Here is a 25,103-nt window from a genome sequence, read left to right as displayed (position 1 = left end):
GATTTAAGGTCTTACTTTAATAGGATTGTCGACAATCTAGGGGCGACATGGCTTTAGTTGGTACAGGTGATTCAGCTTCGGATGCCGGTCGAAGTTTGGCCGAACGCTTATTTTTGATCTTGCGAGCTGAAATCGTCGAGGGGCAGGTTGCCCCTGGCAGTAAGATCAGCGAACCGGAACTTGCGCGCCGATTTAATGCCAGTCGCGGGAGTTTGCGGGAAGCGCTTATGCGCTTGGAGTCCCTAGGGCTTCTGGAGCGGCGGGTCAATGTGGGCGCTCGAGTTGTGGACTTGAGTGAGCGCGGTCTGTTAGAGCTCTATGATATGCGCGAAGCCCTTGAGGGCATGGCGTGTCGTCTCGCGGCCGAACAGCGTACCGAGGATGATTTGGTCGAATTGCGCCAAATGCTCGATCACCACGAGCAACAAGAAGAATTACAAGCTGGTAAGGCGTATTTCCAGCCGGAAGGGGACTTCGACTTTCACTTTCGCCTAGTGCAAGCCTCCAAGAACGACTTATTGATCGACACCCTGTGCAACCGTCTTTATTACCGTGTCCGTATGTATCGCTACCAATTGGGTATGGCCAGTCCCAGGGCCCGGCGGGCGTTTCGTGAGCACAGTCATATTATTGAAGCCATTGAGGCCGGGGACGGGGAGCTGGCTGAGTTGCTAATGCGCCGACATATCCGTGCTTCAAGGATAAACATTGAAAACAAACTGAGGTAGAGCATGAGCCAAAAGCCTTCCGCTGGCGCGCGTTTCCGCGCCGCACTCGCTGAGAATCAACCGCTGCAAGTGGTTGGTACTATTAACGCCTATTCCGCAATCATGGCCGAGCGTATTGGTCACAAGGCTATTTATCTTTCTGGCGCTGGTGTTGCTAACGCTTCCTACGGGCTGCCGGACCTGGGGATGACCAGTCTCGACAATGTGCTCGAGGATGTACGCCGCATTACTGCTGCCAGCGAGCTGCCCTTACTGGTAGATATCGATACCGGTTGGGGAGGGGCTTTCAATATTGTCCGTACTGTTAAAGAGATGATCCGTGCTGGCGCAGCTGCCGTGCATATCGAAGACCAGGTCGCCCAGAAACGTTGTGGCCATCGGCCCAATAAAGAAATTGTTTCCAAGCAGGAAATGGTGGACCGCATCAAGGCCGCTGTGGATGCACGGACCGATGACGACTTCTTCATCATGGCGCGTACTGATGCTTTTGCACAGGAAGGGCTAGAGGCTGCGATTGAGCGCGCCCAGGCCTGCATTGAGGCTGGTGCAGACGGTATCTTCGCTGAAGCAGTAACTGAATTAGAACACTATCGTGCCTTTAAGGACGCACTAAATGTGCCGATTTTGGCCAATATTACCGAATTTGGTAGAACCAAGCTGTATAACAGCAAAGATTTGGGCGAAGCGGGTGCAGATATCGTACTGTATCCGTTGTCGGCATTTCGAGCGATGAACCGTGCAGCCGAAAACGTGTACACCAACATCTTGCAAAATGGTGACCAGCAAGCGGTTGTCGATACCATGCAGACCCGTGAAGAGCTGTACGATTACCTGAATTATCACGAGTTTGAGCAGAAGCTGGACGAGCTTTTCAATAAGTAAGGATTGGCTTCCCGGACCGGTGTTTGGGAGTTGCGCTTTCAATTGGATGAACACAGCAATGTGTATAAAACAGGGGAAATAAGACGATGGCAGAGAAAGCATTGAGTGGAGCTGGCCTGCGCGGTCAGGTAGCGGGTAAAACTGCGCTGTCTACGGTAGGTAAAACGGGTTCTGGTCTCACTTATCGCGGTTACGATATCAAAGACCTGGCGAAGAACTGTGAATTTGAAGAAGTTGCCCACCTGATTTTCTACGGGGAGCTGCCCACTAGCGCTCAGCTGGTTGAGTACAAGGCGCTGCTAAAGAGTATGCGTGGTTTGCCGCAAGCATTGAAGGAAGTACTCGAGCGTATTCCTGCCGACGCCCACCCCATGGATGTAATGCGTACCGGTTGTTCCATGTTGGGCAATCTGGAAGGTGAAGACTCTTTTGCACAGCAATTGGAAAAAGCCAACCGACTGCTGGCCGCTTTCCCATCCATTATCTGCTATTGGTATCGTTTCACTCACGACGATGTGCGTATCGAAACCGAAACGGATGATAACAGTATTGGTGGACACTTCCTGCACATGCTGCGCGGCGAGAAACCTAATCCTCTGCACGAACAGGTGATGAATGTTTCCCTGATCCTGTACGCCGAGCATGAGTTCAACGCATCTACATTTACCGCGCGCGTATGTGCCTCCACTTTGTCTGATCTGTTCAGCTGCATTACTGGTGCCATCGGCACCCTGCGTGGACCGCTGCACGGTGGTGCCAATGAAGCAGCGATGGAGCTGATTGAAAGCTTCTCCAGCCCGGATGAAGCGGAACAAGGGCTGCTGTGCATGCTCGAGCGCAAAGAAAAAATAATGGGCTTTGGCCATGCGATTTACCGCGAGTCCGATCCGCGCAATGAGATCATCAAAACCTGGGCTGAAAAGCTGGCTGAAGATGTTGGTGATACCCGACTGTACCCAGTATCTGTGCGCTGTGAAGCTGTGATGTGGCGTGAGAAAAAGCTATTTTGTAATGCCGATTTCTTCCACGCTTCCGCTTATCACTTCATGGGCATCCCCACCAAGCTGTTCACGCCCATCTTTGTGATGTCCCGCGTTACTGGCTGGGCTGCACACGTGTTTGAGCAGCGCGCAGACAACCGCATTATTCGCCCAAGTGCGGAATATGTCGGTGTAGAGCCACGCACGGTAACGCCAATCGCCAAGCGCGGTTAATTTTCATTTCTCTCCAGAAATGATGCACACCCAGTGTGCCGGCTTCAGGTTGCTTTTTATTGGTGACCTGAAGCCGCTCTCAGAAGCGATACTATTTAAAAAACGATTCGACTGATTTACCAAGCTATGAATACTGATTACCGCAAATCACTGCCAGGTTCAGACCTCGATTATTTCGATACCCGCACCGCCGTAGATACGATCCAGCCCGGTGCCTATGCCAAACTGCCGTATACCTCCCGTATTCTGGCGGAAAACCTGGTGCGTCGCTGCGAGCCGGATAGGCTGACCGACTCCCTCAAGCAGATTATTGAGCGCAAGCGTGAGCTGGACTTTCCCTGGTTCCCAGCGCGTGTGGTGTGCCACGATATCCTCGGTCAAACCGCGTTGGTGGACCTCGCGGGCCTGCGCGATGCCATTGCCGATAAGGGCGGTGATCCTGCCAAGGTAAATCCAGTCGTTCCCACCCAGTTGATCGTGGATCACTCTCTGGCGGTAGAGCACCCCGGTTTTGAGAAGGATGCCTTCGAGAAAAACCGCGCAGTGGAAGAGCGCCGCAATGAAGACCGCTTTCACTTTATCAACTGGACTAAAACCGCCTTTGAAAACGTGGATGTGATTCCGCCCGGAAACGGCATCATGCACCAAATTAATCTGGAGAAAATGTCCCCAGTGGTGCAGGTGCGCGAAGGTGTGGCTTTCCCGGATACCTGTGTCGGTACCGACAGTCACACGCCGATGGTGGATGCTCTGGGGGTTATTTCTGTTGGGGTAGGTGGCCTCGAAGCTGAGAGCGTTATGCTCGGCCGTGCTTCCTATATGCGTCTGCCGGATATCGTCGGCGTAGAGCTGACTGGCAAACTGCAGCCTGGTATTACCGGCACCGATTTAGTCTTGGCTCTGACTGAATTCCTGCGCCGTGAGCGTGTGGTTGGCGCCTACCTGGAATTCTATGGCGAAGGTGCTTCCAATTTGAGCTTGGGCGATCGCGCCACCATTTCCAATATGACGCCGGAATACGGCGCCACTGCGGCCATGTTCTCGATCGATGAGCAGACCATCGATTATCTGAAGCTCACCGGCCGTGATGATGAACAAGTGACACTGGTTGAGAAATTTGCCAAGGAAACCGGGCTCTGGTCCGACACCTTGAAAGATGCCGAATATGAGCGTGTATTGACGTTCGACCTAACTCATATAGGTCGTAACCTGGCTGGCCCATCTAACCCCCATGCATTGCTGCCGGCTTCTGAGCTGGCCAATCGCGGCATCGCCAAGCCTTGGGAAGAAAAAGCGGGCGAGATGCCCGATGGCGCGGTGATTATCGCGGCCATTACCAGCTGTACCAATACCAGCAACCCGCGCAACATGATTGCCGCAGGCCTGATTGCCCGCAATGCCAATAAGCTCGGCCTGAGCCGCAAGCCCTGGGTGAAAAGCTCTCTGGCACCCGGGTCCAAGACGGTGAAAATGTATCTGCAGGAGGCTGATCTTCTGCCGGATTTAGAGCAGATGGGCTTCGGTGTTGTGGCCTTTGCGTGCACCACCTGTAATGGTATGAGCGGTGCCCTCGACCCAAAAATTCAGCAGGAAGTGATCGATCGCGATTTGTATTCAACCGCCGTGCTTTCTGGTAACCGCAACTTTGATGGCCGTATACACCCCTATGCCAAGCAGGCATTTCTAGCTTCACCGCCGCTGGTAGTGGCTTACGCGATTGCCGGAACCATCCGTTTTGATATCGAAAAGGATGCGCTGGGATACGATGCCGAAGGCAAACCGATTACTTTGAAAGATATCTGGCCCAGCGATGAAGAGATCGATGCGATCGTGCGCCAGAGTGTAAAGCCGCAGCAGTTCCGCGATGTGTATATCCCCATGTTTGAAGAGCGGGACGTGGCGGAAGAGCAGGGCAATCCCCTGTATGACTGGCGTTCAATGAGCACTTATATTCGCCGTCCGCCTTACTGGGAAGGGGCATTGGCCGGTGAGCGAGCCTTGAAGGGTATGCGCCCGCTGGCAGTGTTGGGTGACAATATCACTACCGACCACCTGTCACCCTCAAATGCGATTTTAGCCAATAGCGCTGCTGGTGAATACCTGGAGAAAATGGGATTGCCAGAGGAAGACTTTAACTCCTACGCAACCCACCGCGGCGACCACCTCACTGCCCAGCGTGCAACCTTTGCCAACCCGAAACTGCTCAACGAAATGGTACGCGATAAGAGCGGTATCGTTCAGCAGGGCTCCCTGGCCCGTATCGAACCGGAAGGGCAGGTCACCCGCATGTGGGAAGCCATCGAAACCTATATGGAGCGCAAGCAACCGCTGATTATCGTTGCCGGTGCCGATTACGGTCAGGGTTCCTCTCGCGACTGGGCTGCCAAAGGCGTGCGTCTGGCTGGGGTTGAATCTATTGTTGCTGAAGGCTTTGAGCGCATTCACCGCACTAACCTGATCGGTATGGGCGTATTGCCGCTGGAGTTTAAGCCGGGCACTAGCCGAGAAACCCTGGGCATTGACGGCACTGAGACCTTCGATGTGGTCGGTGAGCGTACTCCGCATGCCACCCTGACTCTACTGATCCACCGTGCCAGTGGAGAGGCGATCGAAGTGCCCATGACTTGTCGTTTGGACACCGCTGAAGAAGTTTCCATTTACGAAGCCGGTGGCGTCCTGCAACGTTTTGCCAAAGACTTCCTCGAAGCAGGGGTGACGGCCTGAGTTATGAAATTTGCTCCTCAAGTAAAAGTTCCCGCGACTTATATGCGTGGGGGAACCAGCAAGGGTGTTTTCTTTCGCCTGCAAGACCTACCCGAGGTTGCGCAGGTGCCAGGGGAGGCCCGTGACAATTTACTGCTGCGCGTGATTGGCAGCCCTGACCCCTATGGCAAGCAAACCGACGGCATGGGTGGCGCCACTTCGAGCACCAGTAAGACGGTAATTCTGTCTGCTTGCGATAAGCCTGATCATGATGTGAGTTATCTATTTGGTCAGGTATCCATCGACAAACCTTTTGTCGACTGGAGCGGTAACTGCGGTAATCTCACTGCTGCCGTCGGTGCCTTTGCCATTAACAGTGGTTTTGTGGACTCATCCAGAGTGCCGGAAAATGGTATCTGTAGCGTGCGTATCTGGCAGGCCAATATTGGCCAAACAATTATTGCTCGTGTGCCGATAACCAGCGGCGAAGTGCAGGAAACCGGGGATTTTGAGCTGGATGGTGTCACCTTTCCAGCGGCGGAGGTAGCGATTGAGTTTATGGACCCCGCCGACGGCGAGGGTGCCATGCTACCTACCGGCAACCTGGTGGATGATCTGGATGTGCCGAATTTTGGTGTATTCAAGGCCACTATGATCAGCGCCGGTATTCCCACGATCTTTCTCAATGCGGATGATATCGGTTATACCGGTACAGAGCTACAGGATGCGATTAATGGCGATAGCAAAGCGCTAGCCATGTTCGAAACCATTCGAGCCTATGGCGCGGTAAAAATGGGATTGATCTCCGCTGTAGAGGAAGCGGCAACGCGCCAGCACACACCAAAAATTGCCTTTGTGGCCAAGCCGCAGGGCTATATTGCATCTAGTGGCAAAAGGGTCGATGCGTCTGATATCGACCTGCTCGTGCGCGCCTTGTCGATGGGCAAACTGCATCACGCCATGATGGGCACCGCCGCTGTGGCTATCGGCACCGCTGCCTCTATTCCCGGAACCCTGGTCAATATTGCCGCCGGTGGTGGTGAGCGGAATTCAGTCTGCTTTGGTCACCCCTCCGGCACTCTGCGCGTGGGTGCTCACGCGGAAGAGGTCGATGGGCAGTGGACTGCCACCAAAGCCATAATGAGCCGAAGTGCCCGCATCTTGATGGAAGGGTGGGTGCGAATTCCGGGTGATAGTTTCTAATCGTTAAGTTCAATGGTCGAAACAGCAGAGCCCCTTTGGACATCTGCGCGTTTCCGTTTCCATATGTCTGCAAATTAGCGGGATACAAATAGTGTTCAGAAGTAATTCCCAGGCTGGTATTTACATGGATATGTATCTTAATTTCAAAGTACCGATGATTGTCTTGCAATATGATTGGATAGTTTGGCGCTGCCAAATGGGTTCAAAATTCTTCATGGGGGCTTAATGTCGTGATATTCAGCGACACTTGGTGATGTCGCTGAATATAGAGGGGATCAGCTAAAACGCGAATTTCTGCAAGTGTTACTCAAAAAAATCATCGCAGGCCATCGGCCCGCTAAACTCCAGCAGGGCTTGCGGCATATAAATTGATTCAATCAAGTCTCCCTTTTTGTATAGGGAAAAATTCATTTTAGCTTGCATCGACTTCATATACCGCTGCTCACCACCAAAAATAATGACCGAAGGGAACTCATTGGGATAAAAACTATTGATGTCGGCTTGTGCCTCGACAACCAGCTTGTATCTGATTTTATTGAGTTCAATTTTCATATATCCGGAACAGGAATCTATCACCCTTTTTACAGACAAATTATTAAATGCAGGGTAGAAAGCCAAGTCGTGTTCGTTGGAGATATAACGCCCTGCCCACATTTCAAGGTCTGAATCGCCAAGCTTGGCACCAGTAAACATATAGTAAAGATCATCAGAGAGCCCCATGCTATAGGCCATCCCGGCACTGGATTCTTTGTCATACCAGCCTTTATCCAGCTGGGCATAACCTGTCCCCATTAGCGACTGGGTGCCATCATAAAAACTATATTGTACTGGGGTTCCCATGGTATATAAAAACCAACGGCCGCCCACGCCTGGAATCTCAGGGATGATCCCAAATGGCGTTTGCCCAGGATTTAAACCATGCCAGTAGTGGTGGTGTTCGCCATTCCAGCGCATACTGAAATTAAAATTTTCATGATTTATCTGAATGGCCTTTTCATCAGCCACAATAACCCCTGGAACCTCATAGTAAAATTTACTTGGATCACTCGGGTGAGTTAGACTGACCTCATCTAAAAATAAATCATACTTAATCGATTCTCCATTAAATGGAGTGAAGGCCAAATGTATATACGCTTTGGGGTTAGGCTTGGAGAAATCTGGAGCGATATAGGTCTGGAAGCTCACCTTGAAATATCCGACATCAGGTACTGCGATATTGTAAAACCACTGTTCAGCCCAGGTTTTATCTGATGTCGGAGTGTGAGCCCTTAAATCATCAAGGGTGGTAGTGTGCCCCTTGGTGCCTGAGAAAATCAACAGTAACGCAAACAGAAAATACCTAATTTTAAAAAAGCAATGCATGGCATCCTTCCTGTAAAAAGATAATGGTATGTATTTTCGAAAATCTCCATCAGTTGATCTGGCGTTTGTTGGTATGTCAATGGTTCATGGTGAATTGGCTTAGTAAGAGAATACCGTACTGGAGGCCAACTTTTGGACGGGGTGAGCATAGCAGTCAGCATTCAATTCATAGTTTTTTAGCCGGTATATATGTAAAAAATGAGAGGGGCTTCGCAACTAACGTCGAATTATTTTTTCTATTAATGGTTTGAGTTTCACCTCATTCAAAATTTTTTAATTTCTATAATAAGTCTTTGGAAATGATTCTCTAGTTGAAAAGGGTGGCCTGGAAGAATTGCAGTACTTTAAGTAAAGTTCGAGCTGCGAAGTGTTACTTTTACTTGTGAGCTGTGTCTGGAATGCTGAGGCAAAAAAATTTTTCTTGGCACTTAAGGTGGATTTTAAAAGTTTGTATGTTTGCCAACCGCCAGTAAAAATGGGCGGAGTTTATTTAGGGTTTGGGTGAAGTCAAGCTTCGATGGTTGGCCAGGTTCGGCACAATTGACAATTGCAGTTTCTAATGAGCTCTACAGTGTGGTAATTCCATCATGGAAGTATTCAATGAGTATTGATACCCCTATGTCGTTCGGGTGATTTTATCCTTCAGTCAGTCATATATTACTGAGCAACTTGTTGTGTATTAAAGGCTTTTTGGGTTGTAAGGCGCTCGTCAGGGATGTGCTCCTCTTTTGGAGAGTGAAAGAACGAATTTACACAAGTACTATCGTACAGTTAACCCTCACGCTTATGCCGCATTACAAATCAATGGGTATGGTTGGCGGGTGACTATCTGTAGAGCATTTGTGGCTGACCCGGACTGAGATGTATGAAAAAATCCTTGAGCATTTCCGCTGCCACAGGACTATTGTCAGCAGATTTAGTTGGTCGTTATTCGCTGCGATATTGCCGAACCAACAACCAATTGGTTTTGAGATCAATCATTGGCGGCAAATATAGTCCGTTTTATCACCTTGGTTTGGGAAATTTCGGCAGCCCCTTGAAGAATGGGGGAGGATCACCAGTCACAGATAGAGGGGATCGAATATAGCCTTTATATTTTCAGCTAAGTATATTGATAGGCTTCTATGGGGAAAATCCAGGGGGAATGTAAGCTAAAAAAGTCTAAAAATTTGCCGCAAGTGAGCAAATAAAACCAGAATACCCCAATCCCTGTTTGACCTATTAGTCAGTCCCTTATAGGTGTTGACATTGAACTGGTCCGATTTGTCCTAGTCGCGATCCGCTCTATCGTATCTGAGTTTCTTAGATCCCTTATTTTTGAGATTTTAGTCTAGCCGCCGTACTACCGACGGCCCTCTGGGATTGCCATGCATAAAAAATAAATATGGTTTTCCTCTTGCAGCAGATTGGAGAGACATCAATGAGAATTAAAAAACCACTTACCATTGCTATTGCAATGGCAAATGTCGCGGTAGTGTCGGCTTGGGCGCAGGAAGACAGCCAGCAGGATGAAGATTGGGCGCTGGAAGAAGTGACGGTTACCGCAACCAAGCGTGAAACCAACCTGATGGAAACCCCAGTAGCGATCAGCGCATTTACTCAGGAAGAGCTGGATCGTCAGGGGATTAAGAATATAAAAGACCTGGGAAATACTATTCCTAATGTGGATATTGGCTACGATGCCTCCCAGTCCTCTCCTGTAATTTCCATGCGCGGCGTGCGCTCTACAAATACCAGTGAACTTGGTGATCCGGCGGTCGGTTTGCACTTTGACGGTATTTACTCCTCGCGCCCACAGTCTGCGATGGCAATGATGTTTGACTCTGAAAGGGTAGAGGCCATGCGTGGGCCGCAGGGTACCCTTTATGGGCGTAACTCTACCGTGGGTGCTATCAACGTTATTTCAAAGAAGCCGGTAATTGATGAGTTTGAAGGCACGATTGGTGTTGAACTTGGCCGCTGGAATCAAGAGCTGGTCAAGGGCGTTATCAATATCCCGGTTTCTGATACCTTTGCGCTTCGCGCATCGTTTATGGACGAAACGCGCGATTCCTACCTGACGGGTTACTATGATGCTAACCAGTATGACAACCGTTATATCGATGCTGACAGCCTTGGGGCGACCGCGCTTTCTGATGACGCAGAACGCACTTTCACCCAGAATGGCAATTGGTGGGCATCTGAGGATGTTTCGCTGGTAAGAGCGGATGCTGAAGACTTTTATGGAAATGTTGATCAGCAGGCAGTACGTATTGGCGCCCTATGGGAACCGACGGAAGATATTTCCTGGTATGCGGTAGTTGAGCACTACCAGGACAGCAGCGCCGGTGGTATTAATACCATCGACTGCGATAAGGCCGAACAGCGCACTGATGGCGTAAACTGCGAAACTTATTACGGATCAGGTGCTGATGAGTACACCGTTGCTGTCAACGTTCCCGGTAAGCTTGACCTGAGCATGGACTCGTTTCGTTCCAACTTCCGTTGGGATTTCAGTGACAGTATGGCTTTTGTGTACAACACAGGCTACGCGGTACAGAATCGCAGTAACTTGATTGATGTGGATGCAGGTCGCAATACCTGGGATATGAGCATGAGTATCACAGATGCTGAAAATGTCTCTTATTCCCATGAGCTGCAGCTGCAATCTACGGGTGATGGCCCCCTTCAATGGATCACAGGTCTGTTCTATTTCCACGAGACTACTGACCTGAATGGTTACTTCCTGGCCTCATTGGATAACGCGACTTTTTGGAAGCAGCCAGAAAGAACTGTTGAGGCTAGTGCAGTCTTTGCCCAGGCAACTTATAGCCTTACCGATACACTGCATCTTACGCTTGGTGGGCGATACACCGAGGATCAGAAGAGCGATGAAGGCGGTAACAACTTAACTTGTACCCGTGATCGGTCCATCAATACTGACGAAACTGGGGAGTATGGGTGTTTCCCTGCCTATGACCAGGCGCTCTTTAACGAATTGTCTACCGGCTATTTTACAGACAATTCAATTTATACTGTAAATACCTATAACGATACCAGTAGGACCTGGAGTCACGCAGATTACCGTATTGGTCTGGATTACGATTTGACTGATGAAGTGATGCTCTATTCATATGTCGCATCAGGGTTCAAATCTGGCGGTTTGGGTGATGTCATCTACCAATTTGAGCAAGACCCGAATACTGCAGAAGACATCTACGACGAAGATGGCAACCGGGTCGTAGCTGCGACTTTTGACACCAACTACGATGAAGAAACAGTTGTAACCTGGGAGCTGGGTGCCAAAGGTACCTTCCTGGATGGCCGTTTGAATCTTGCCAGTACCTTTTTCTTTTCCAAGTATAAAGATATGCAGTTAGCTGCACCGGATACTGCATATACGTTTTTGGTGCGCGAAGTGGATGACGAAGGCGTACTTACTGGAAATATTGTTTCAGAGCCTGCGGTAATTTACCTCACCAAAAATGCGGCTGGCTCCGAAATTATGGGCTTGGAGTTTGAATTCGACTGGGCTCCATACCCGAATGGCCGAGTCAGCGGCTTTGCTACCTGGATGCAAACTGAGATTACCTCTGACTTTGAAAACCGCTGGAACTTTAACAATCAGGCGCTGTTTGAACTGGATGACTGGGCTGCTGCTCATGACAACAGTAATGATGAATTGTACCGTAACCTGAAGGGTAATGAGCTGCCAGCATCCCCGGAGTTTAGCTTTACCATTAACTACGATCACACCTTTGAGTTGGCCCACGGTGGTGCAATTATTCCGTTTATCGGTATTCACTGGGAAGACGAGTCGTACCTGACCTACTGGAACGTTGATAAGCATGATTTCCCTGCGGATGACACTTCGGCATTTGATGATAGCCGCGATGCCTTCTGGATGGTCAATGCGTCTGTTAAGTATGTGAGTCCGGACGATCAGTGGAATGTCGAAGCCTATGGTAACAACTTGACCGATGAAGTTATTCCATACTACGCAGATGGCAGTGACGGCCTGGTATCTGGTCCTTTTTCTGCCCCAACGAGCTACGGTGTACGCTTTAACTACAACTTTTAAGTAGTTCGCACAGCTAGACTTCCGCAAAGCCGAGCAACCGTGGGTTGCTCGGCTTTTCTCGTTTTGCTTTTAACTTTTTTGCACATCAATTGGCGCCCCCTCTATACGAGAAGCTGGTGAGTCACTTATAGTGGATGATTGGTGTTGCCGTACCGTGTAACTTCATGTGCAGTTTGGGCTCAGTATTCTGGAGCTGAGTGGGGTCTTTCAGGGAGGGGGGATGAAAAAAATAGTTGCTGTACTGATAGCGCTTCCAATTCTACTGTGTTTGACTTTATTTTTATTGAGTTATCAGGGGGCAAAGGCATTCTCCGAATCTGGGGATTTACCGGATATTGTACGGGTTATTGAGAATGCCCGGAGCCTCAGGTACACCCCCTATGATCCCCTGATGGGGAAGTACGATAATATCGGCGGTAAATTGGGGTTTATAGTCTGTAGTGATGTGCCCAATATTGCCTATGGACTATCTGGATATTCCCTGCAAGTGGCACTTGCCGATGACTTTAAACGCAATCCAAAAGCTTACGACTCTGCTGATGGGAATACTCCCAGGAATCCTTTTTTCCACCGGCGTGCCAGAAACTTATATGCTTACTTTGAGTCTACCCGGCGATTGATGCCGCCAGGTTACCGCCCTCAGGCGGGTGATCTGGTATTTTATAAGAAAGCAGTTGGTGCATATATCTCTCATGTTGCTCTTGTGACAGAAGCTGATGCCGATAGCTATAGAATTATGGAGTCCGCCCCCGGGACCCTGTTGGCGCAAGAGGTTGATAAGAACTCGCCAAGGAAACGAGGATGGGTTTTGATTGGTTTTGGGAAAATGTATTAGATAATTCATTGGATGATGGGAGAATATAGGGTAATTACCGACTGTTGATGACCCCATTAATGCAGGTGAGAAAATATGCCAGAAATCAAACTTGAAGCAGAGCGTAAGTTCGCGTTGGTAGAAAAAGTAAGGGGTTATCTCTCTAAAGAGTTCGATTTAGAGGTTGGCGGCTTTGAGGCAGAATTTTTCATTGATTTTCTTGCAAAGGAAATGGGAACGGGTTTCTACAATCAAGGTCTGCACGATGCCCAAGTGATTGTATCTTCGAAGCTGGAAGATATATCTGATGCAATTTACGAGATCGAGAAGCCTGTTGATTAGTACCATTAAATTCTGTGCTCCTTTGACTGAACGAGGGTTGCCTGAGGCTAACTTTGGATCGTCTCTTCCGCTTGAATAAATAATATGGCCGAAAATACCAGAATGATACCGGGGAGCAAACTGATACTAAATTTCGTCATTCCCAGTAGTAGGGTGATGAGCAGCACAAAAACCGGGCTTAGAAAACCGTAGGCCGCAACCTTGGTAGGTCCTATTTTTACTGTGCCAAGTTGCAATAGGAAAAAGCTTAGTAGAGTGGTAAATAATGCCAAATATAGTAGGCCTCCATAAATTTCGAACGGTATGCTTTGCCAGTGTATTTCCTTCAGGCTGGGTAGAGACAATAGCAATAACCAGATAGCGCCAAATACAATTACCCAGAATGTCATGACTTCTGTGGGTTCGCCGGAATGAACCCGTTTAACGAGCGGGTTATAGAGGCTAAGTAACACTGCCCCAAACAGAAAGATCCAGTCCCCCTGATTTAAATCCAATGCTATTGCGGCGGTTATGTTTCCCCTGAAGATTATCCACGCTGCACCGAGAATACCTAGAAATAGTCCCACTATTTTTCGGTTACTACTACGCTCGCCGTTTATGATCAGAGCGAAAATGGCGGTCATTGCTGGGACGGTTGTAAAAAGTGCGCCGGTGTTAATGGCCGAAGTGTGCTTTAACGCTTCAAACATACACCAGAAAAAGGTCACTAAAGGAATGCTCAGTAGAGCATAAGCTGTCAGTTTCTTTAGCGTGGGTAGCTGGGAGCCATGCTTGAAGAATATAAAGGGCGCAAATAATCCCGCGGCCATCAGAAATCGAATAAGCATCATGATATTTGCTGGAAGAGAGTCGGCGATTAACTTACCTACAGTAAACGAACTGGCCACGAAAAAGGTGGTGAGAACCATCAAGCTGTGAACCCACCAGAGCGAACGGTTCAGCTTTTCAGGCTTTGATGGACTGATTGCTTTGGTGGCTTCACTCATGACCGACTCTTCCCTCAATTTAATACAAGGTAAGAGTACGCTGTTTCTGATAGACTGATAATCCATCATTATAGACATATACTGTTGAGATAAAGGAAACAGTTTCCTATGGAAAGCTTTGGCGCTATCCCGGTGTTTGTCACCGTTGCTGAAACAGGAGGTTTTTCACCCGCAGCGAAGTTGCTTGGGATTTCAAAATCAGCGGTGAGTAAGCGGATCAGTCAGCTGGAAGCACAGCTTGGAGTGAAACTGCTGCACCGCACTACCCGCAAGCTGAGTTTGACCGAAGCCGGTGAGCACTTTTTCCAGCATGCGCGTATTGCACATCAAGCCGCAAAAGACGCCCAGGACGCGGTAACACAGCTGCAAGGGGAGCCACAGGGCCGATTGCGCATTAATACCCCCATGTCCTTTGGCAGGCTACATCTGGCACCCCTTATCCCTGTGTTTCTCAAGCGTTTCCCCAAAATTACCATCGATATGGTCATGGACGATAAGGTGGTTGACCTTGTCGGTGAAGGCTACGACATTGCTATTCGTGCCGGTGATCTGTCCGATACAAGCTTGGTTGCTCGCAAGCTGGCCCCCTTGCAAAGCGTGCTTTGTGCGTCACCCGAATATCTCCAGAGCTTTGGTATGCCCAGCAGGCTGGAGCAGTTGGTAGAGCACAACTGTTTGGTGTTTTCCTATTCAAGGGATGTGAAAGAATGGTCTTTTATCAAAGAAAATCACCTGCAAACCATAGAAGTCAAAGGTAATTATCGGGTCAATAACAGTGAAGCGCTGAGGGAGGCCATTCTTCAAGGAGTCGGTATTGGGCGCTTACCCACCTTTGTGGCAGGACCTGACATTAAGAAAGGCGCACTGGTCCCTTTGTTCAAGGAATACCAGATGCCGGCTACAACCATCTATGCCGTCTTTCCTGAAAGACAATATATGCCAGCCAAGGTGCGGGCCTTTATTGACTTTGCGATAGAGTACTTTGGCGACGAGCTTCCTTATTGGGATCAGTGATTGTAAGCTTTTTCTCAACAGTTAGTCGGCGTGGAACCCCATTATCAATCGGTAGGAAACACAATATACTCTCTCTCATTGGTATTCATACGAACAATGACAGTTAGGGGGAAGGTTATGGACCTGTTTACAGCCGTTGAAGCTCGCCGCTCAATTAAGCATTACGACGCATCTGCACAGATGTCGTCGAGCGAATTTCACCAACTTATCCAAGCCACCATGTTATCGCCGACTTCGTACAATATTCAGCATTGGCGCTTTCTAAGAGTTACCGATCCCGCACTTCGCAGCGAACTAAAGGATGCCGCATGGGGGCAGGAGCAGGTGGAAGATGCCTCTGAACTGATCATACTTTGTGCGGATATTAATGCCTGGAAGGATCGTCCTGAGCGTTACTGGGCCGATGCCCCTAAAGAAGTTCAAGCGGTGTTGGTCCCTATGCTGACGAGTTTTTATGAAGGTAAACCGCAGCTGCAACGGGATGAGGCCATTCGAAGCTGCGGGCTGGCGGCGCAGACCATGATGCTCGCTGCTAAGGCGCAGGGCTATGATTCTGGTGCAATGGTTGGGTTTGACCCGGATAGAGTGGCAGAGATTATCAATCTGCCAGACAGTTACTTGATTGGGATGATTATTGTCGTGGGTAAGGCTAAGAAATCTGCGAAAGGACGTGGCGGCCAGCTTCCGATGGATGAGGTCTTGTTTGAAAATAGCTTTTGAGCATAATTTCTGCATGATTCCCTAGTATTTATACTTCGTGCTTTTAGGTGTAGTTTACTTCTTCAAATGAGACCCATATTTCTCAACAAAACGCTCTTGGTCCGCTTGTTTAGGTCAGGCTGGCTGTAGATGTTGGGCATGAATTTTTCAGCAGGCCCACCTGGTGAATTAATAATTATGAGGCGGCCATCCGTTAGAGCTTTGAACCTAGGATTTACCTTCGGACCGGCAATCATCAAATCGCCTGTTTTGTGGTGAATTCATCATCATTTACACCTAACTCAACTTCACCTGACACGATGTAGAAGATTTCATCGTTATGGTAATGTCATAGAGCTCCATCTTTAATAGGACATTTGACTCCGAGTTATATAGGGAATGTGTTCAGGTCATTTTTGCGGAGGTGGAGAGGTTCAGGGACGATTCACAGGAAACCACAAGGAAATTTTCCCTGAAAACACATGCTTAGAAAGATAATTATATGTTATCGCATCCTGTAACCTTGAAGATATTGCGGGAAATATTTCTCGATAGGTGCTTGACTGACCGTTTAGGCTGGTAAAAAAAGATATACCATACAACTCGATTCTTTTAGAGCTTTTTCTTGTTTCAGGTAGAAAGGTTTGAGGTGAAGAGCATTAGTATATAATTCAGTTTCACCTCGTCAGTTATTAGTTCCTACAAAAATCTCAATCCGGTCCACATTGCCACTGGCATCCAACACAGCAATTTGATGCTTACCATTTTTGGGCTTCAGCTCCAGGTTTTGATTGGCTAAAGTTTCTCCTTGAGGTTTACCATTCAAAAACCAATAGCGCCTCCCCTGACCACCAATAGCGCTGAGGTTAAGATGCGGCAGCGGAGCGCTGTTGCCGGTGGGGCGGTATTGATTGCCGTTGCCGGCACCGATAATTTTAAGTGGGGTGCCGCTGGTAGCTGCGGGGGCGCCGCATTCGGGGGCGGTTGGGGGGATGAGTTGTGCTCTTGTTTGGTTTGCGGGCAGCCAGGACTCCAGCTCTTTAGGCCACAGGGCCAGGCTGCGTTTTTCTGCGCGGGTGTCCATGCAGCTGGGTTTAACCCGCTGGCCTTGTGGGTTTGCAAAGAAATTAAACGTTTGCGCGGCGCGTAATGGCTCGCCTCTCGGTGGTAGGGTTTTGGGGGCACGGCCTTGGATCAGCCAGGCGTTGTGTTGTTGGTGACAGAGTTCTGTTTCGGTGAGCGTTTTGCGGCCACCGAGGGGCCAGCAGATCGCTTCCTGGGTCAGTGATTCAGGTTTAGTCAGGTGCTGTTGTTTATTGCCAGGTAGCACTGCGATCACTGCGTTCAATAATGGTGTGGCGCTGATGGAGCCATAGTAACCGGGTAGGGGGGTGCCGTCGGGGCGGCCCACCCAGACGCCAACGGTATAGCTGGGTGTAACGCCAATGGCCCAGGCATCGCGGTAGCCATAGCTGGTGCCAGTTTTCCAAGCGATATCGGCTTTAGTTTGCCGAACCAGATTGCGCCAGCGACGCGAGCCGGCGCGATTGGAGGCGAGCATTTCGAAAGTAATCCAGGCGGCCTCTGGAGACATCAGGTATCTCTCGCGGAGTGGGGCATTCGGCAGGTAGCGAGGTGCTGCCGCTTGTCCGCCGCGTGCCAGACCTGCGTAAATCCCAGTGAGCTGGTCCAGACGCGTGCCGACGCCGCCTAATACCATGGACAAATTCGGTTTACCGCCGATGGGAAATTGCAATGATAAGCCGGCATTCTCTAATGTTGCAGCAAAGCGTCCGGGGCCGTAGTGTTCTAATAATTGCACTGCCGGAACATTGAGGGATCTCTGTAGGGCAGCGGTAGCGCTGACGGGACCGGAGAAGCCGCGATGGAAATTTTCTGGGCGGTAATCCCCGTAAATACGTGGTGCGTCGCTAAGGAGTGAGGCACTGTGGATCAGGTCTGTGTCTATGGCTAGCCCGTACAAAAATGGTTTGAGGGTAGAGCCGGGGGAGCGCACGGCCCTGGCCATATCGACATAGCCGTATCGGCGGGCATCGCCGAAATGTGAAGCGCCCACATAGGCGCGTACGGATAAATTGGAGTTCTCCAATACTACGATAGCGGCGGAGGTTTTCTGCGGGTAGCCGTCGATATGATCACGCAGAAAATCCTCCAATCCGCGTTGGATACTGCCGTCGATGGTGGTGCGGATTACTTCACGATCGCTGATAGTCTCTACTAGCCTGCGTGCCAGGTGGGGAGCGTTTTGCGGAAATGTCAAGCGCTCGGCATAAACCTTTTCCAACTCGGCGCGGTCGACTTGGTTCTTGCTCCAAATACCGAAATCCCGCAGTCTGGACAGTACCTTGCCCCGCGCTTTCTGTGCGCGTTGAGGGTGTCGGTCAGGGCGTAGACGGCTGGGGGCCTGGGGCAGCACTGCTAATAATGCGGCTTCGGCGTGGGTGAGGTCCGCGGCAGACTTGCGCAAATAAAGACGGCTGGCCGCTTCAACGCCTTCGATATTCCCGCCGTAGGGAGCCAGATTTAGGTAGAGTTCGAGAATTTCTCGTTTGCTAAAATGCCATTCCAATTGCAGGGCGCGCAGCATCTGTTTGGCCTTGCCCGGTAAGGTTTTACGGTGTGGGTCCAACAACCGTGCCACCTGCATGGTGAGGGTGGAGCCCCCGGAGACTATCTGTCCGCTGCGGATATACTGAATCCCAGCCCGCAGTAACGCCAGGGGATTAACGCCGGGGTGATGATAAAAGTGGCGATCCTCATAAGTGAGCAGTGCCTCGATAAACCTTGGCGATACCTCCTCCAGGCCGATCGGGTAGCGCCAGACCCCGCGGCTGCCGGCAAAAAAACGCAATGGTTTGCCGTGGCGGTCGGCCACTACCCGCGCAAAGTCCTGCTCTTTGGGCAATGGTGGGGGAAAAATAAAGTCCAGTAATAGCAGCGCGCCCAATAGAACGACAGGCGTTAGCAGCAGCGCGTGAAATTTGCGGCTGCTGCGTTGCCAAGCACCGATGAGACAGGCTACCAGTTTCACTGTTTGCCAATTACCTGCATTTGCTTCAGCGGGTTTTTACCAATAGCAAAGCGTTCCGGGTTGTACATATCCTCTACATAGGGGGGCGGTACCTGGTAACGGCCGGGAGTCACTGCGCGCGCAATATAGAAAAGGTTGGTGGGTTTCCACTTGGACTGGTCCAGTGCAGCTACAAAGCGGTCATCACGGAATTCCGTATGTTGTATATTGTCCTGATCGTCCTGCCACTGGGCGATAGTTTTACCGTCGAACTTAAGCTCGTCCACCTTAATACTGTCGGCTAGGTTTTGGTTTTCCAGCTCGAATCCTGCGGGCAACAGATCGATCGCGAGTAGATCAGGTAGGCGTTGGTCTGAGCTGATTTCCAGGCGCACTAAATAAAGTTCACCTTCGCGAACCTCGGCGGGCACCACGCTTGAGCCATCCAGCTTGTGGTAGCTGCGCTGGATTTTCACACCCTTGTCCATGGCGATTGCGGGTGCGCTTTTACTGTAGCCGTTGGTCGTGATGGCGGCGTAGAGTTTTTCTATCTGCCCTGTGACTTCAATGGCATCAGCAGCGTCACGACCACGGAAGAGATTGTTGTATGGGGTGTCGCTATTCAATTCGCGCAAGCCATCGAGAGTATTCAATGTGGCAGACCAGTTTTCGCCGCTGTTTAGCTGCAACTGTACGCCAGCCATAAATACACTGTTGCGTTCCTGGGTGCTTAAATACTGGCGTTCGCGTAGCAGGTCAGCCATTTCGAACAGCAGTCCCTCGGCCTTATCCGGCGCTATATTGTTTTCGAGTAGCAGGGCGATCATCAGGGCGGTATCGCGCAGGTCTGAGCCGTAATCGCCATAGTAGCTGCGACGCTTGCGCTCAATGGCAATTGCTTTCTGCAGAGCGTCTTGAGCTAAGATTGAATCGCCCATCGTGTGCAGTGCAATTGCCAGGTGTAATTTCGGCAGGGGCGACTGAGTCAGATCGGTGCCGTTTTCGTACAAGCTGCGCAATTGGCCGAGGGAGATTTTTTGTACGCGGGACAGCACATAGGCGGCATAGGAACGCGCGGCGTAGGCGTAGAAATCGGGAGCACTGCTATAGCGCTGCTGATAAAAACTGCCGCGCTCACGGGCGTAATCCTGCAGTCGCTTAAGGGTGGATTCCAGGCGTGTGTTATCGAACACTATGCCCTGGTCCCGCGCACGCAGTAGTAAATCTGCCACATAAACCGTGAGCCACTGGTTTTCGGGGGATTCTGAACTCCACAAACCGAAACTGCCGTTGCCTTTTTGCATACTGAAAATACGTTCTATGCCGGCGTCAATACGTCTGGCACGCTCGCTTTCATCTAGAGGTTCAATCCCCAGTTTTTGTTGTCGTAATGGCGTAGCCATGACCAGTGGGTAGACCCGGCTGGAGGTTTGTTCCAGGCAGCCATAGGGATAGCTGAGTAAGTTGGCCAGGTGATCCTGCAGTTGCAACTGCGGGCGGCTGTCCAGGGAAACCAGGGTCTGCACCGTATCCGGCATTAGTGAATCGAGGAAAGTGGACTCTGGTTGGAGGCTTTCCCCTTGGGCCAGTAGGCGTCGTTGGGTGCGTGTGGTGGCCGGCCAGGCTGGGCGTACTCCCAGACGCCACTGGCGCTCGATGGCAATATCCTGCCCTGCCTCATCCACGGCGCCGTGTACCACCAGCTGGAATTCTGCATCACCGGTGGCGTTTTTGGCGGTGATCGGGAAGCGCAGTGTCTTGCGTTCGCCATCGGCCAACTCTAGCAAGCGTTCACTCATTTCTATATCTACCGCGCCCACGGATTGCATTTCTACTGTCAGTTGCTGGGTGCGACCACTTAAATTATTCAGATCCAGTGCCAATGTACTGTTATCGCCTGGGGCCATAAAACGGGGTAGTGCCGCTTGGGTTACCACCGGTGAGGCGACTGTCATTTCCGTATCGGTACTGCCGAAACCGTCCTGACTGAAGGACACTGCCATCAGGCGCAAGCTGCCATTGAATTCGGGTAGCCGCAGTGAAACTTGCGCTTTGCCTTGTGCATCGAATGCTACCGGCCCGGAAAATAGTGAAACTATCTGCACGTCGGAGTTGGGTTCGTCACCACCACGAGCCAGCTCTGCATCACCGCCAAAGCGCTGTTCAACCAGTTTGCCACTGCCAGATTCGATAATTCGGTGGTAGATATCTCGCACATCCACGCCGTAGCGACGCTGGCCGAAAAAGGCCTCGAAGGGGTCGGGAGTTTCGAAGCGGGTGATATTGAGTACACCGATATCAACCGCCGCCAAGGTGGTCCAGGCTGTGCCGCCGTTGTTGCCAATAGAATCAATATCGGCATTGACCGTTACTTCAATCTCAGAGCCGGGCAGGGCACGTGCTGGCGCTTCCAGGGTAACGGGTAGGCGCCGGGGCTCGCGATCAAGAGGCAGGTGGGTGAGACCAAAGGCACGGTTGGGCGCGATACGCTCGCGCTTGTCCGCGGGGCGCAAGGCGGTTACAGAAATATAAGTATCGTGACTGTCCCATTCCGGTGAGATTGGGATTTCGACATTGGTGCCCGACTTCTTGACCGATACGCGTTCGGACCACAGCAGCTGATCACTTTCTACCAGAACTAAAGCCTCGCCATCCGACGGGGGCACTATAGTGAGCTCAGCCAGGTCGCCGGCGGTGTAGCTGGGTTTATCCAGTGATAGCGCAACAGTATCGGGCCGCGCCGCCTGACCCTTGGTTACCTGATCCTTACGCCACCAGTAATACCAGTCGCGTCCGGCGTGGAAGTGCAGGCTGCTGGTGGTCCCGGTATTGGTATCTGTCACTTCCAAACGGTAGTGGCCATATTCTACCGGTACCGTGAGTTTAAGTGGGTGCTCCTCGGTAAATTCCAGCTGGCGATTAAACGCTTCATATTCAGCGCTGGAATATTCGTAGTGCCAGCCCTGACTTGCGGAGTATTCCCAGAAATATTGGCGATCCTCGGAGATCAATACCGCTTTGAGATTGCGCCCGTTAACGAGCTCACCTTGGGCATTAGTTACGATAATTTCGAATTCCGGTTTACTGTTAGCCGTGGGGTTTTCCTCACCGAAATTAGGCCGTATGCCCACGACGGGATGTTTGGGCCACACCAGCACCGGGTGCTGACGAGTTACCGGGCGACCGCCGGATTCAAACAGGCTGGAAAGCAGATTGATTTTCAGTGGGCTTTGCGCGCGCTTCCAACGCGATGGCAGGGGCAGCTTGCCTAGGCCCTCCTCATCCAGCACGATAGTGGGCGCGTTGAACTGGCGCGTTGGCAACGGCTCTTTACTGTCCCCGAACAAAAACCCTTTCCACTGCGGAAAGGGTTCGCGGTAGTGGCTGACTTGCACCAGAGTTTCTAATCGGTTGCTCACCGCCGGTGCACCGTAGAGGTAGCTGCCTTCCACTTCAAGGGACAGGGCTTCGCTATGCCCCTGCACAAGGCTGCGTTCCTCGCCGTCCTGCATGATTAGTTTCATGCGCTCAGGCAGAAATTCCTCCACCTTAAACGGGTAGTTTACTTTACGCCCATCGGCCAATTCCACGTCCAGTCGCCAGTCTCCGGTGGGCGCATTTTGCGGTAGAGGGATCAGTTTCTCGTAATAGCCCGGCGCGCTGGAGTGCCAGGTGAAGGTGCGCGCGCTGGTGTTATCGGGTTTGACCAGCTCTGCTTTGATTGGCAGATCTTTCAGATATCGGCCATCGTAGTTTCTCAGCAGGCCACTGACCTGAATGGATTCAGTGGGCCTATAGAGGTCCCGTGGGCCGTACATAAAGAATTCGATCGGCCGCGAAGGGCGCTGGCCCATTTTAAAATCGGAAAGGTCTAGTGCCGGCTCGCGCAGATCCAGCAGGGAGAAATGTCTGGTATCCACGTCCCACGCCACAAAGAAACGCTGGGAATCTTCTTGTTGCGGTGAGAGTTCAAACCGCACATGTCCATCTTTAGAGGTGGTGTGCTGCTTAATCAGTTCGCCTTTGCTGTTTAACAGTTCAACCTGGATATCCTTCAGCGCCTCGCCTTCATCCAGGGACGAAACATAGAGGTCGACACGGTCCTGGTAGTGGCGTGCATGTAGTCCAAGATTGGAGATGGAGAAGTGGGTGACATCGTAGAGACTGGTGTTATACATCCCCGCCGGCTGCATCACCGCCACGTAGATACCTGGCTGCTGAAGGGGCTCTATATGGCCGATAGAGAGATCAAAATCCCCCTGAACATATTTTTCCTTGGTGAGATCAAAATGGGCGCTATAGACGAAGTCGGCTACGCCATTAAGCGCTTGCAGTCGATAGTAATGCTTTAGCGACTGGTTTTTGATAAGGCCGAAAAAATCGGCATAGTGCCCTGGCTTAACCCTATGAAAATGTATCTGCACGGCTTCGATGCTAACTGCAGTCACTGGCAGGCCAGGAGACACCGTCGCCGGAAAGATACTTCCGTTACTGGAAAAACTGATGCTGGGCTCAATACGGCGGGTACGAATCCATTCTTGTTTTAACGTCTGAACCTCAAACCCATCTTCACTGGGGAGGCCGGGCTGTATCGAGAGCTGGTAGCGCGTGTTCGGTTCTACATTGGGGAAGTAGAGGGCCTTCTGGTTATCGGATAAAACCCAGCCACCATCCACGTTATCGCCATCTTCGCGGGTCAAGGTCAGGTAGGAGCCAAAATGTGCGTTGCCCAGCAAAGGTTCAGAAAAGATTACTGCAATGGCTCGTGCATCTTTATACATACGCTCGCCGATATGTAGCACCTTGAGAGAAGAATTTGGCGATTTCGGAATTGCAGATTTGCCTTCACTGTTAGTAATAGCAACCTGTGGCGGTTCTTCTTTAACTATGTGTTCTGATTGGCTCGTCCCGTCTTCAATCTCGACCTCTGAAGTTGCTGCATCAGCTTCCCCTTCAGTCCGTTTGTCGCTGATCTTCGGGGTAAGGGCCAATGGGGGTGTTATTACTATTTCCCTTTCATCACCAATTTCGCTATGACCAGGCGTAGAGGCCTCACCAGCATTGAGTTTAGAGTCGTTAGTACCAGTCTTTTCTGGCGTGCAGGCAACAGCAAAAAGACAGAAAAGAATGACCGCAATCCAGCACGGTAAGCGGTGAGGGGACATGGATACTTCCTTATTGGTCGTTTCAAGCAGCGGACAATCTATTCGTTCTTGAAAATTGTCTCAAGCGTTCATGTTGCTTGATGTGAAATTAAGGTTGGGGTGAAGGGTGTTTAGCTTAAGAGATGGATATCAGCAGAGGTGAGACTGAAAATCTGAAAAGTACCGATGGCAGTACGAATTGGTATGAAAGTACCGGTAGTGAAGGGGGGGCTGAAGTGGGATACAATGGCAATAGCAGCCTTCATATATCTGTTTTGATAGTAATACTATATCACTCTCCGCTAAGTTGACTTTTTACGCTGGAACAGCTTTGTTCAGAAGATGCCTTCAAAAACAATACCCAAAGCGAGAAAAACTGTTGGAGACTAATACTTCCGGACACTTCGCTAAGATGGTAAAACTACGGAGCGAGGTGAAGTATGACAACGAAAGGTACATGTCGTTAAGCGACTTTATTTGATATAGTAAGTCCGGTTCCAAGTAACATATATAGACCTGCACTCAAACGGTTTATTATTCTTCCGCGCTTTGGGTTTGATGTCTTCGACTTTATGGTTTGACAAAGTGCAGCATAAATACAATGAATAATAACAACCAAAAGACTGAATGTTGCGGATAGAATTATAAATTGTGACTGGTAACTACTGTGTGCCGTAATAAACTGCGGGAATAATGCCATAAAGAAGACAATGGGTTTGGGGTTAAGCAAGGTGATAATGAGCCATTCCGTGAATCTTCATGTCCCGTTTTTGTTCCGGTCGACATTACTGATATTGTTATGAGGGGGTGAGCACCATATTTTTATATCCAAATATACCAAGTACGCTGCGCCCATAATCTTGAGGACCTGCATTCAACTTTGAAGTGCATCAGTTAATCCCCTGGAAAAGAACGGTCAGC

At 50.4% G+C, this 25,103-nt stretch carries 15 protein-coding genes; 10 read left to right on the top strand and 5 right to left on the bottom strand.

Annotation, left to right across the window (positions count from 1 at the left end):
* Positions 1 to 47: 47 nt before the first annotated feature.
* The 5 genes from MO867_RS10580 (at position 48) to prpF (ending at position 6,730) form a co-directional block, all read left to right on the top strand.
* Positions 48 to 728 carry a GntR family transcriptional regulator gene (locus MO867_RS10580; protein WP_252466424.1) on the top strand — a complete coding sequence of 227 codons (681 nt, stop codon included), beginning with the start codon at positions 48 to 50 and terminating at the stop codon, positions 726 to 728.
* A 3-nt stretch (positions 729 to 731) separates the two neighbouring features.
* Positions 732 to 1,610 (top strand): methylisocitrate lyase, encoded by an 879-nt coding sequence (gene prpB, locus MO867_RS10575; protein ID WP_252466423.1) that lies wholly within the window; start codon positions 732 to 734, stop codon positions 1,608 to 1,610.
* Between the two features lie 86 nt (positions 1,611 to 1,696).
* Positions 1,697 to 2,824, top strand: a complete 1,128-nt coding sequence (prpC, locus tag MO867_RS10570; protein WP_252466422.1) for a bifunctional 2-methylcitrate synthase/citrate synthase — start codon at positions 1,697 to 1,699, stop codon at positions 2,822 to 2,824.
* A gap of 126 nt (positions 2,825 to 2,950) precedes the next feature.
* A complete protein-coding gene (acnD, locus tag MO867_RS10565) occupies positions 2,951 to 5,548 on the top strand; it encodes a Fe/S-dependent 2-methylisocitrate dehydratase AcnD (RefSeq protein ID WP_252466421.1) in 2,598 nt (865 codons plus the stop codon).
* Between the two features lie 3 nt (positions 5,549 to 5,551).
* Complete coding sequence (prpF, locus tag MO867_RS10560) at positions 5,552 to 6,730, top strand: 2-methylaconitate cis-trans isomerase PrpF (RefSeq protein ID WP_252466420.1); 1,179 nt, start codon at positions 5,552 to 5,554, stop codon at positions 6,728 to 6,730.
* Positions 6,731 to 7,033: 303 nt separating this feature from the next.
* Here the strand turns inward: prpF and MO867_RS10555 are convergent, their stop codons facing one another.
* Complete coding sequence (locus MO867_RS10555) at positions 7,034 to 7,852, bottom strand: hypothetical protein (protein WP_252466419.1); 819 nt, start codon at positions 7,850 to 7,852, stop codon at positions 7,034 to 7,036.
* A gap of 1,660 nt (positions 7,853 to 9,512) precedes the next feature.
* On the opposite strand from MO867_RS10555, the gene MO867_RS10550 reads away from it, so the two are divergent.
* From MO867_RS10550 to MO867_RS10540, 3 genes are all read left to right on the top strand, one after another.
* Entirely contained in the window at positions 9,513 to 12,152 is a 2,640-nt protein-coding gene (locus MO867_RS10550; RefSeq protein WP_252466418.1) for a TonB-dependent receptor, read from the top strand.
* A 220-nt stretch (positions 12,153 to 12,372) separates the two neighbouring features.
* Complete coding sequence (locus MO867_RS10545; protein WP_252466417.1) at positions 12,373 to 12,987, top strand: DUF1287 domain-containing protein; 615 nt, start codon at positions 12,373 to 12,375, stop codon at positions 12,985 to 12,987.
* Positions 12,988 to 13,062: 75 nt separating this feature from the next.
* Positions 13,063 to 13,308 (top strand): DUF2164 domain-containing protein, encoded by a 246-nt coding sequence (locus MO867_RS10540; RefSeq protein ID WP_252466414.1) that lies wholly within the window; start codon positions 13,063 to 13,065, stop codon positions 13,306 to 13,308.
* A gap of 47 nt (positions 13,309 to 13,355) precedes the next feature.
* Here MO867_RS10540 and MO867_RS10535 read toward each other — a convergent pair whose 3' ends face one another.
* Positions 13,356 to 14,294 (bottom strand): DMT family transporter, encoded by a 939-nt coding sequence (locus MO867_RS10535; protein ID WP_252466411.1) that lies wholly within the window; start codon positions 14,292 to 14,294, stop codon positions 13,356 to 13,358.
* Between the two features lie 108 nt (positions 14,295 to 14,402).
* Between MO867_RS10535 and MO867_RS10530 the strand changes: the two genes are divergently transcribed.
* Positions 14,403 to 15,308: a LysR family transcriptional regulator gene (locus MO867_RS10530; RefSeq protein WP_252466408.1), complete on the top strand. Its 906-nt coding sequence runs from the start codon at positions 14,403 to 14,405 to the stop codon at positions 15,306 to 15,308.
* 117 nt (positions 15,309 to 15,425) lie between these two features.
* Entirely contained in the window at positions 15,426 to 16,028 is a 603-nt protein-coding gene (locus MO867_RS10525; RefSeq protein ID WP_252466405.1) for a nitroreductase family protein, read from the top strand.
* A gap of 664 nt (positions 16,029 to 16,692) precedes the next feature.
* Here MO867_RS10525 and pbpC read toward each other — a convergent pair.
* From pbpC to MO867_RS23970, 3 genes are all read right to left on the bottom strand, one after another.
* The gene (pbpC, locus tag MO867_RS10520; RefSeq protein ID WP_252466403.1) at positions 16,693 to 19,059 is read right to left on the bottom strand and encodes a penicillin-binding protein 1C; all 2,367 of its coding nucleotides are present in this window, start codon (positions 19,057 to 19,059) and stop codon (positions 16,693 to 16,695) included.
* Positions 19,056 to 24,203: an alpha-2-macroglobulin family protein gene (locus MO867_RS10515; protein ID WP_252466402.1), complete on the bottom strand. Its 5,148-nt coding sequence runs from the start codon at positions 24,201 to 24,203 to the stop codon at positions 19,056 to 19,058. The genes pbpC and MO867_RS10515 overlap by 4 nt, the downstream gene beginning before the upstream one ends.
* A 442-nt stretch (positions 24,204 to 24,645) precedes the next feature.
* Positions 24,646 to 24,921, bottom strand: a complete 276-nt coding sequence (locus tag MO867_RS23970; RefSeq protein WP_373565881.1) for a LysE family translocator — start codon at positions 24,919 to 24,921, stop codon at positions 24,646 to 24,648.
* Between the last annotated feature and the right edge of the window lie 182 nt (positions 24,922 to 25,103).

Origin of the sequence: Microbulbifer okhotskensis, assembly GCF_023895975.1 — a bacterium.
GTDB lineage: Bacteria > Pseudomonadota > Gammaproteobacteria > Pseudomonadales > Cellvibrionaceae > Microbulbifer > Microbulbifer okhotskensis.
Note: the sequence above shows the minus strand (reverse complement) of the source record. Positions and strands in the feature narration are given on the sequence as shown.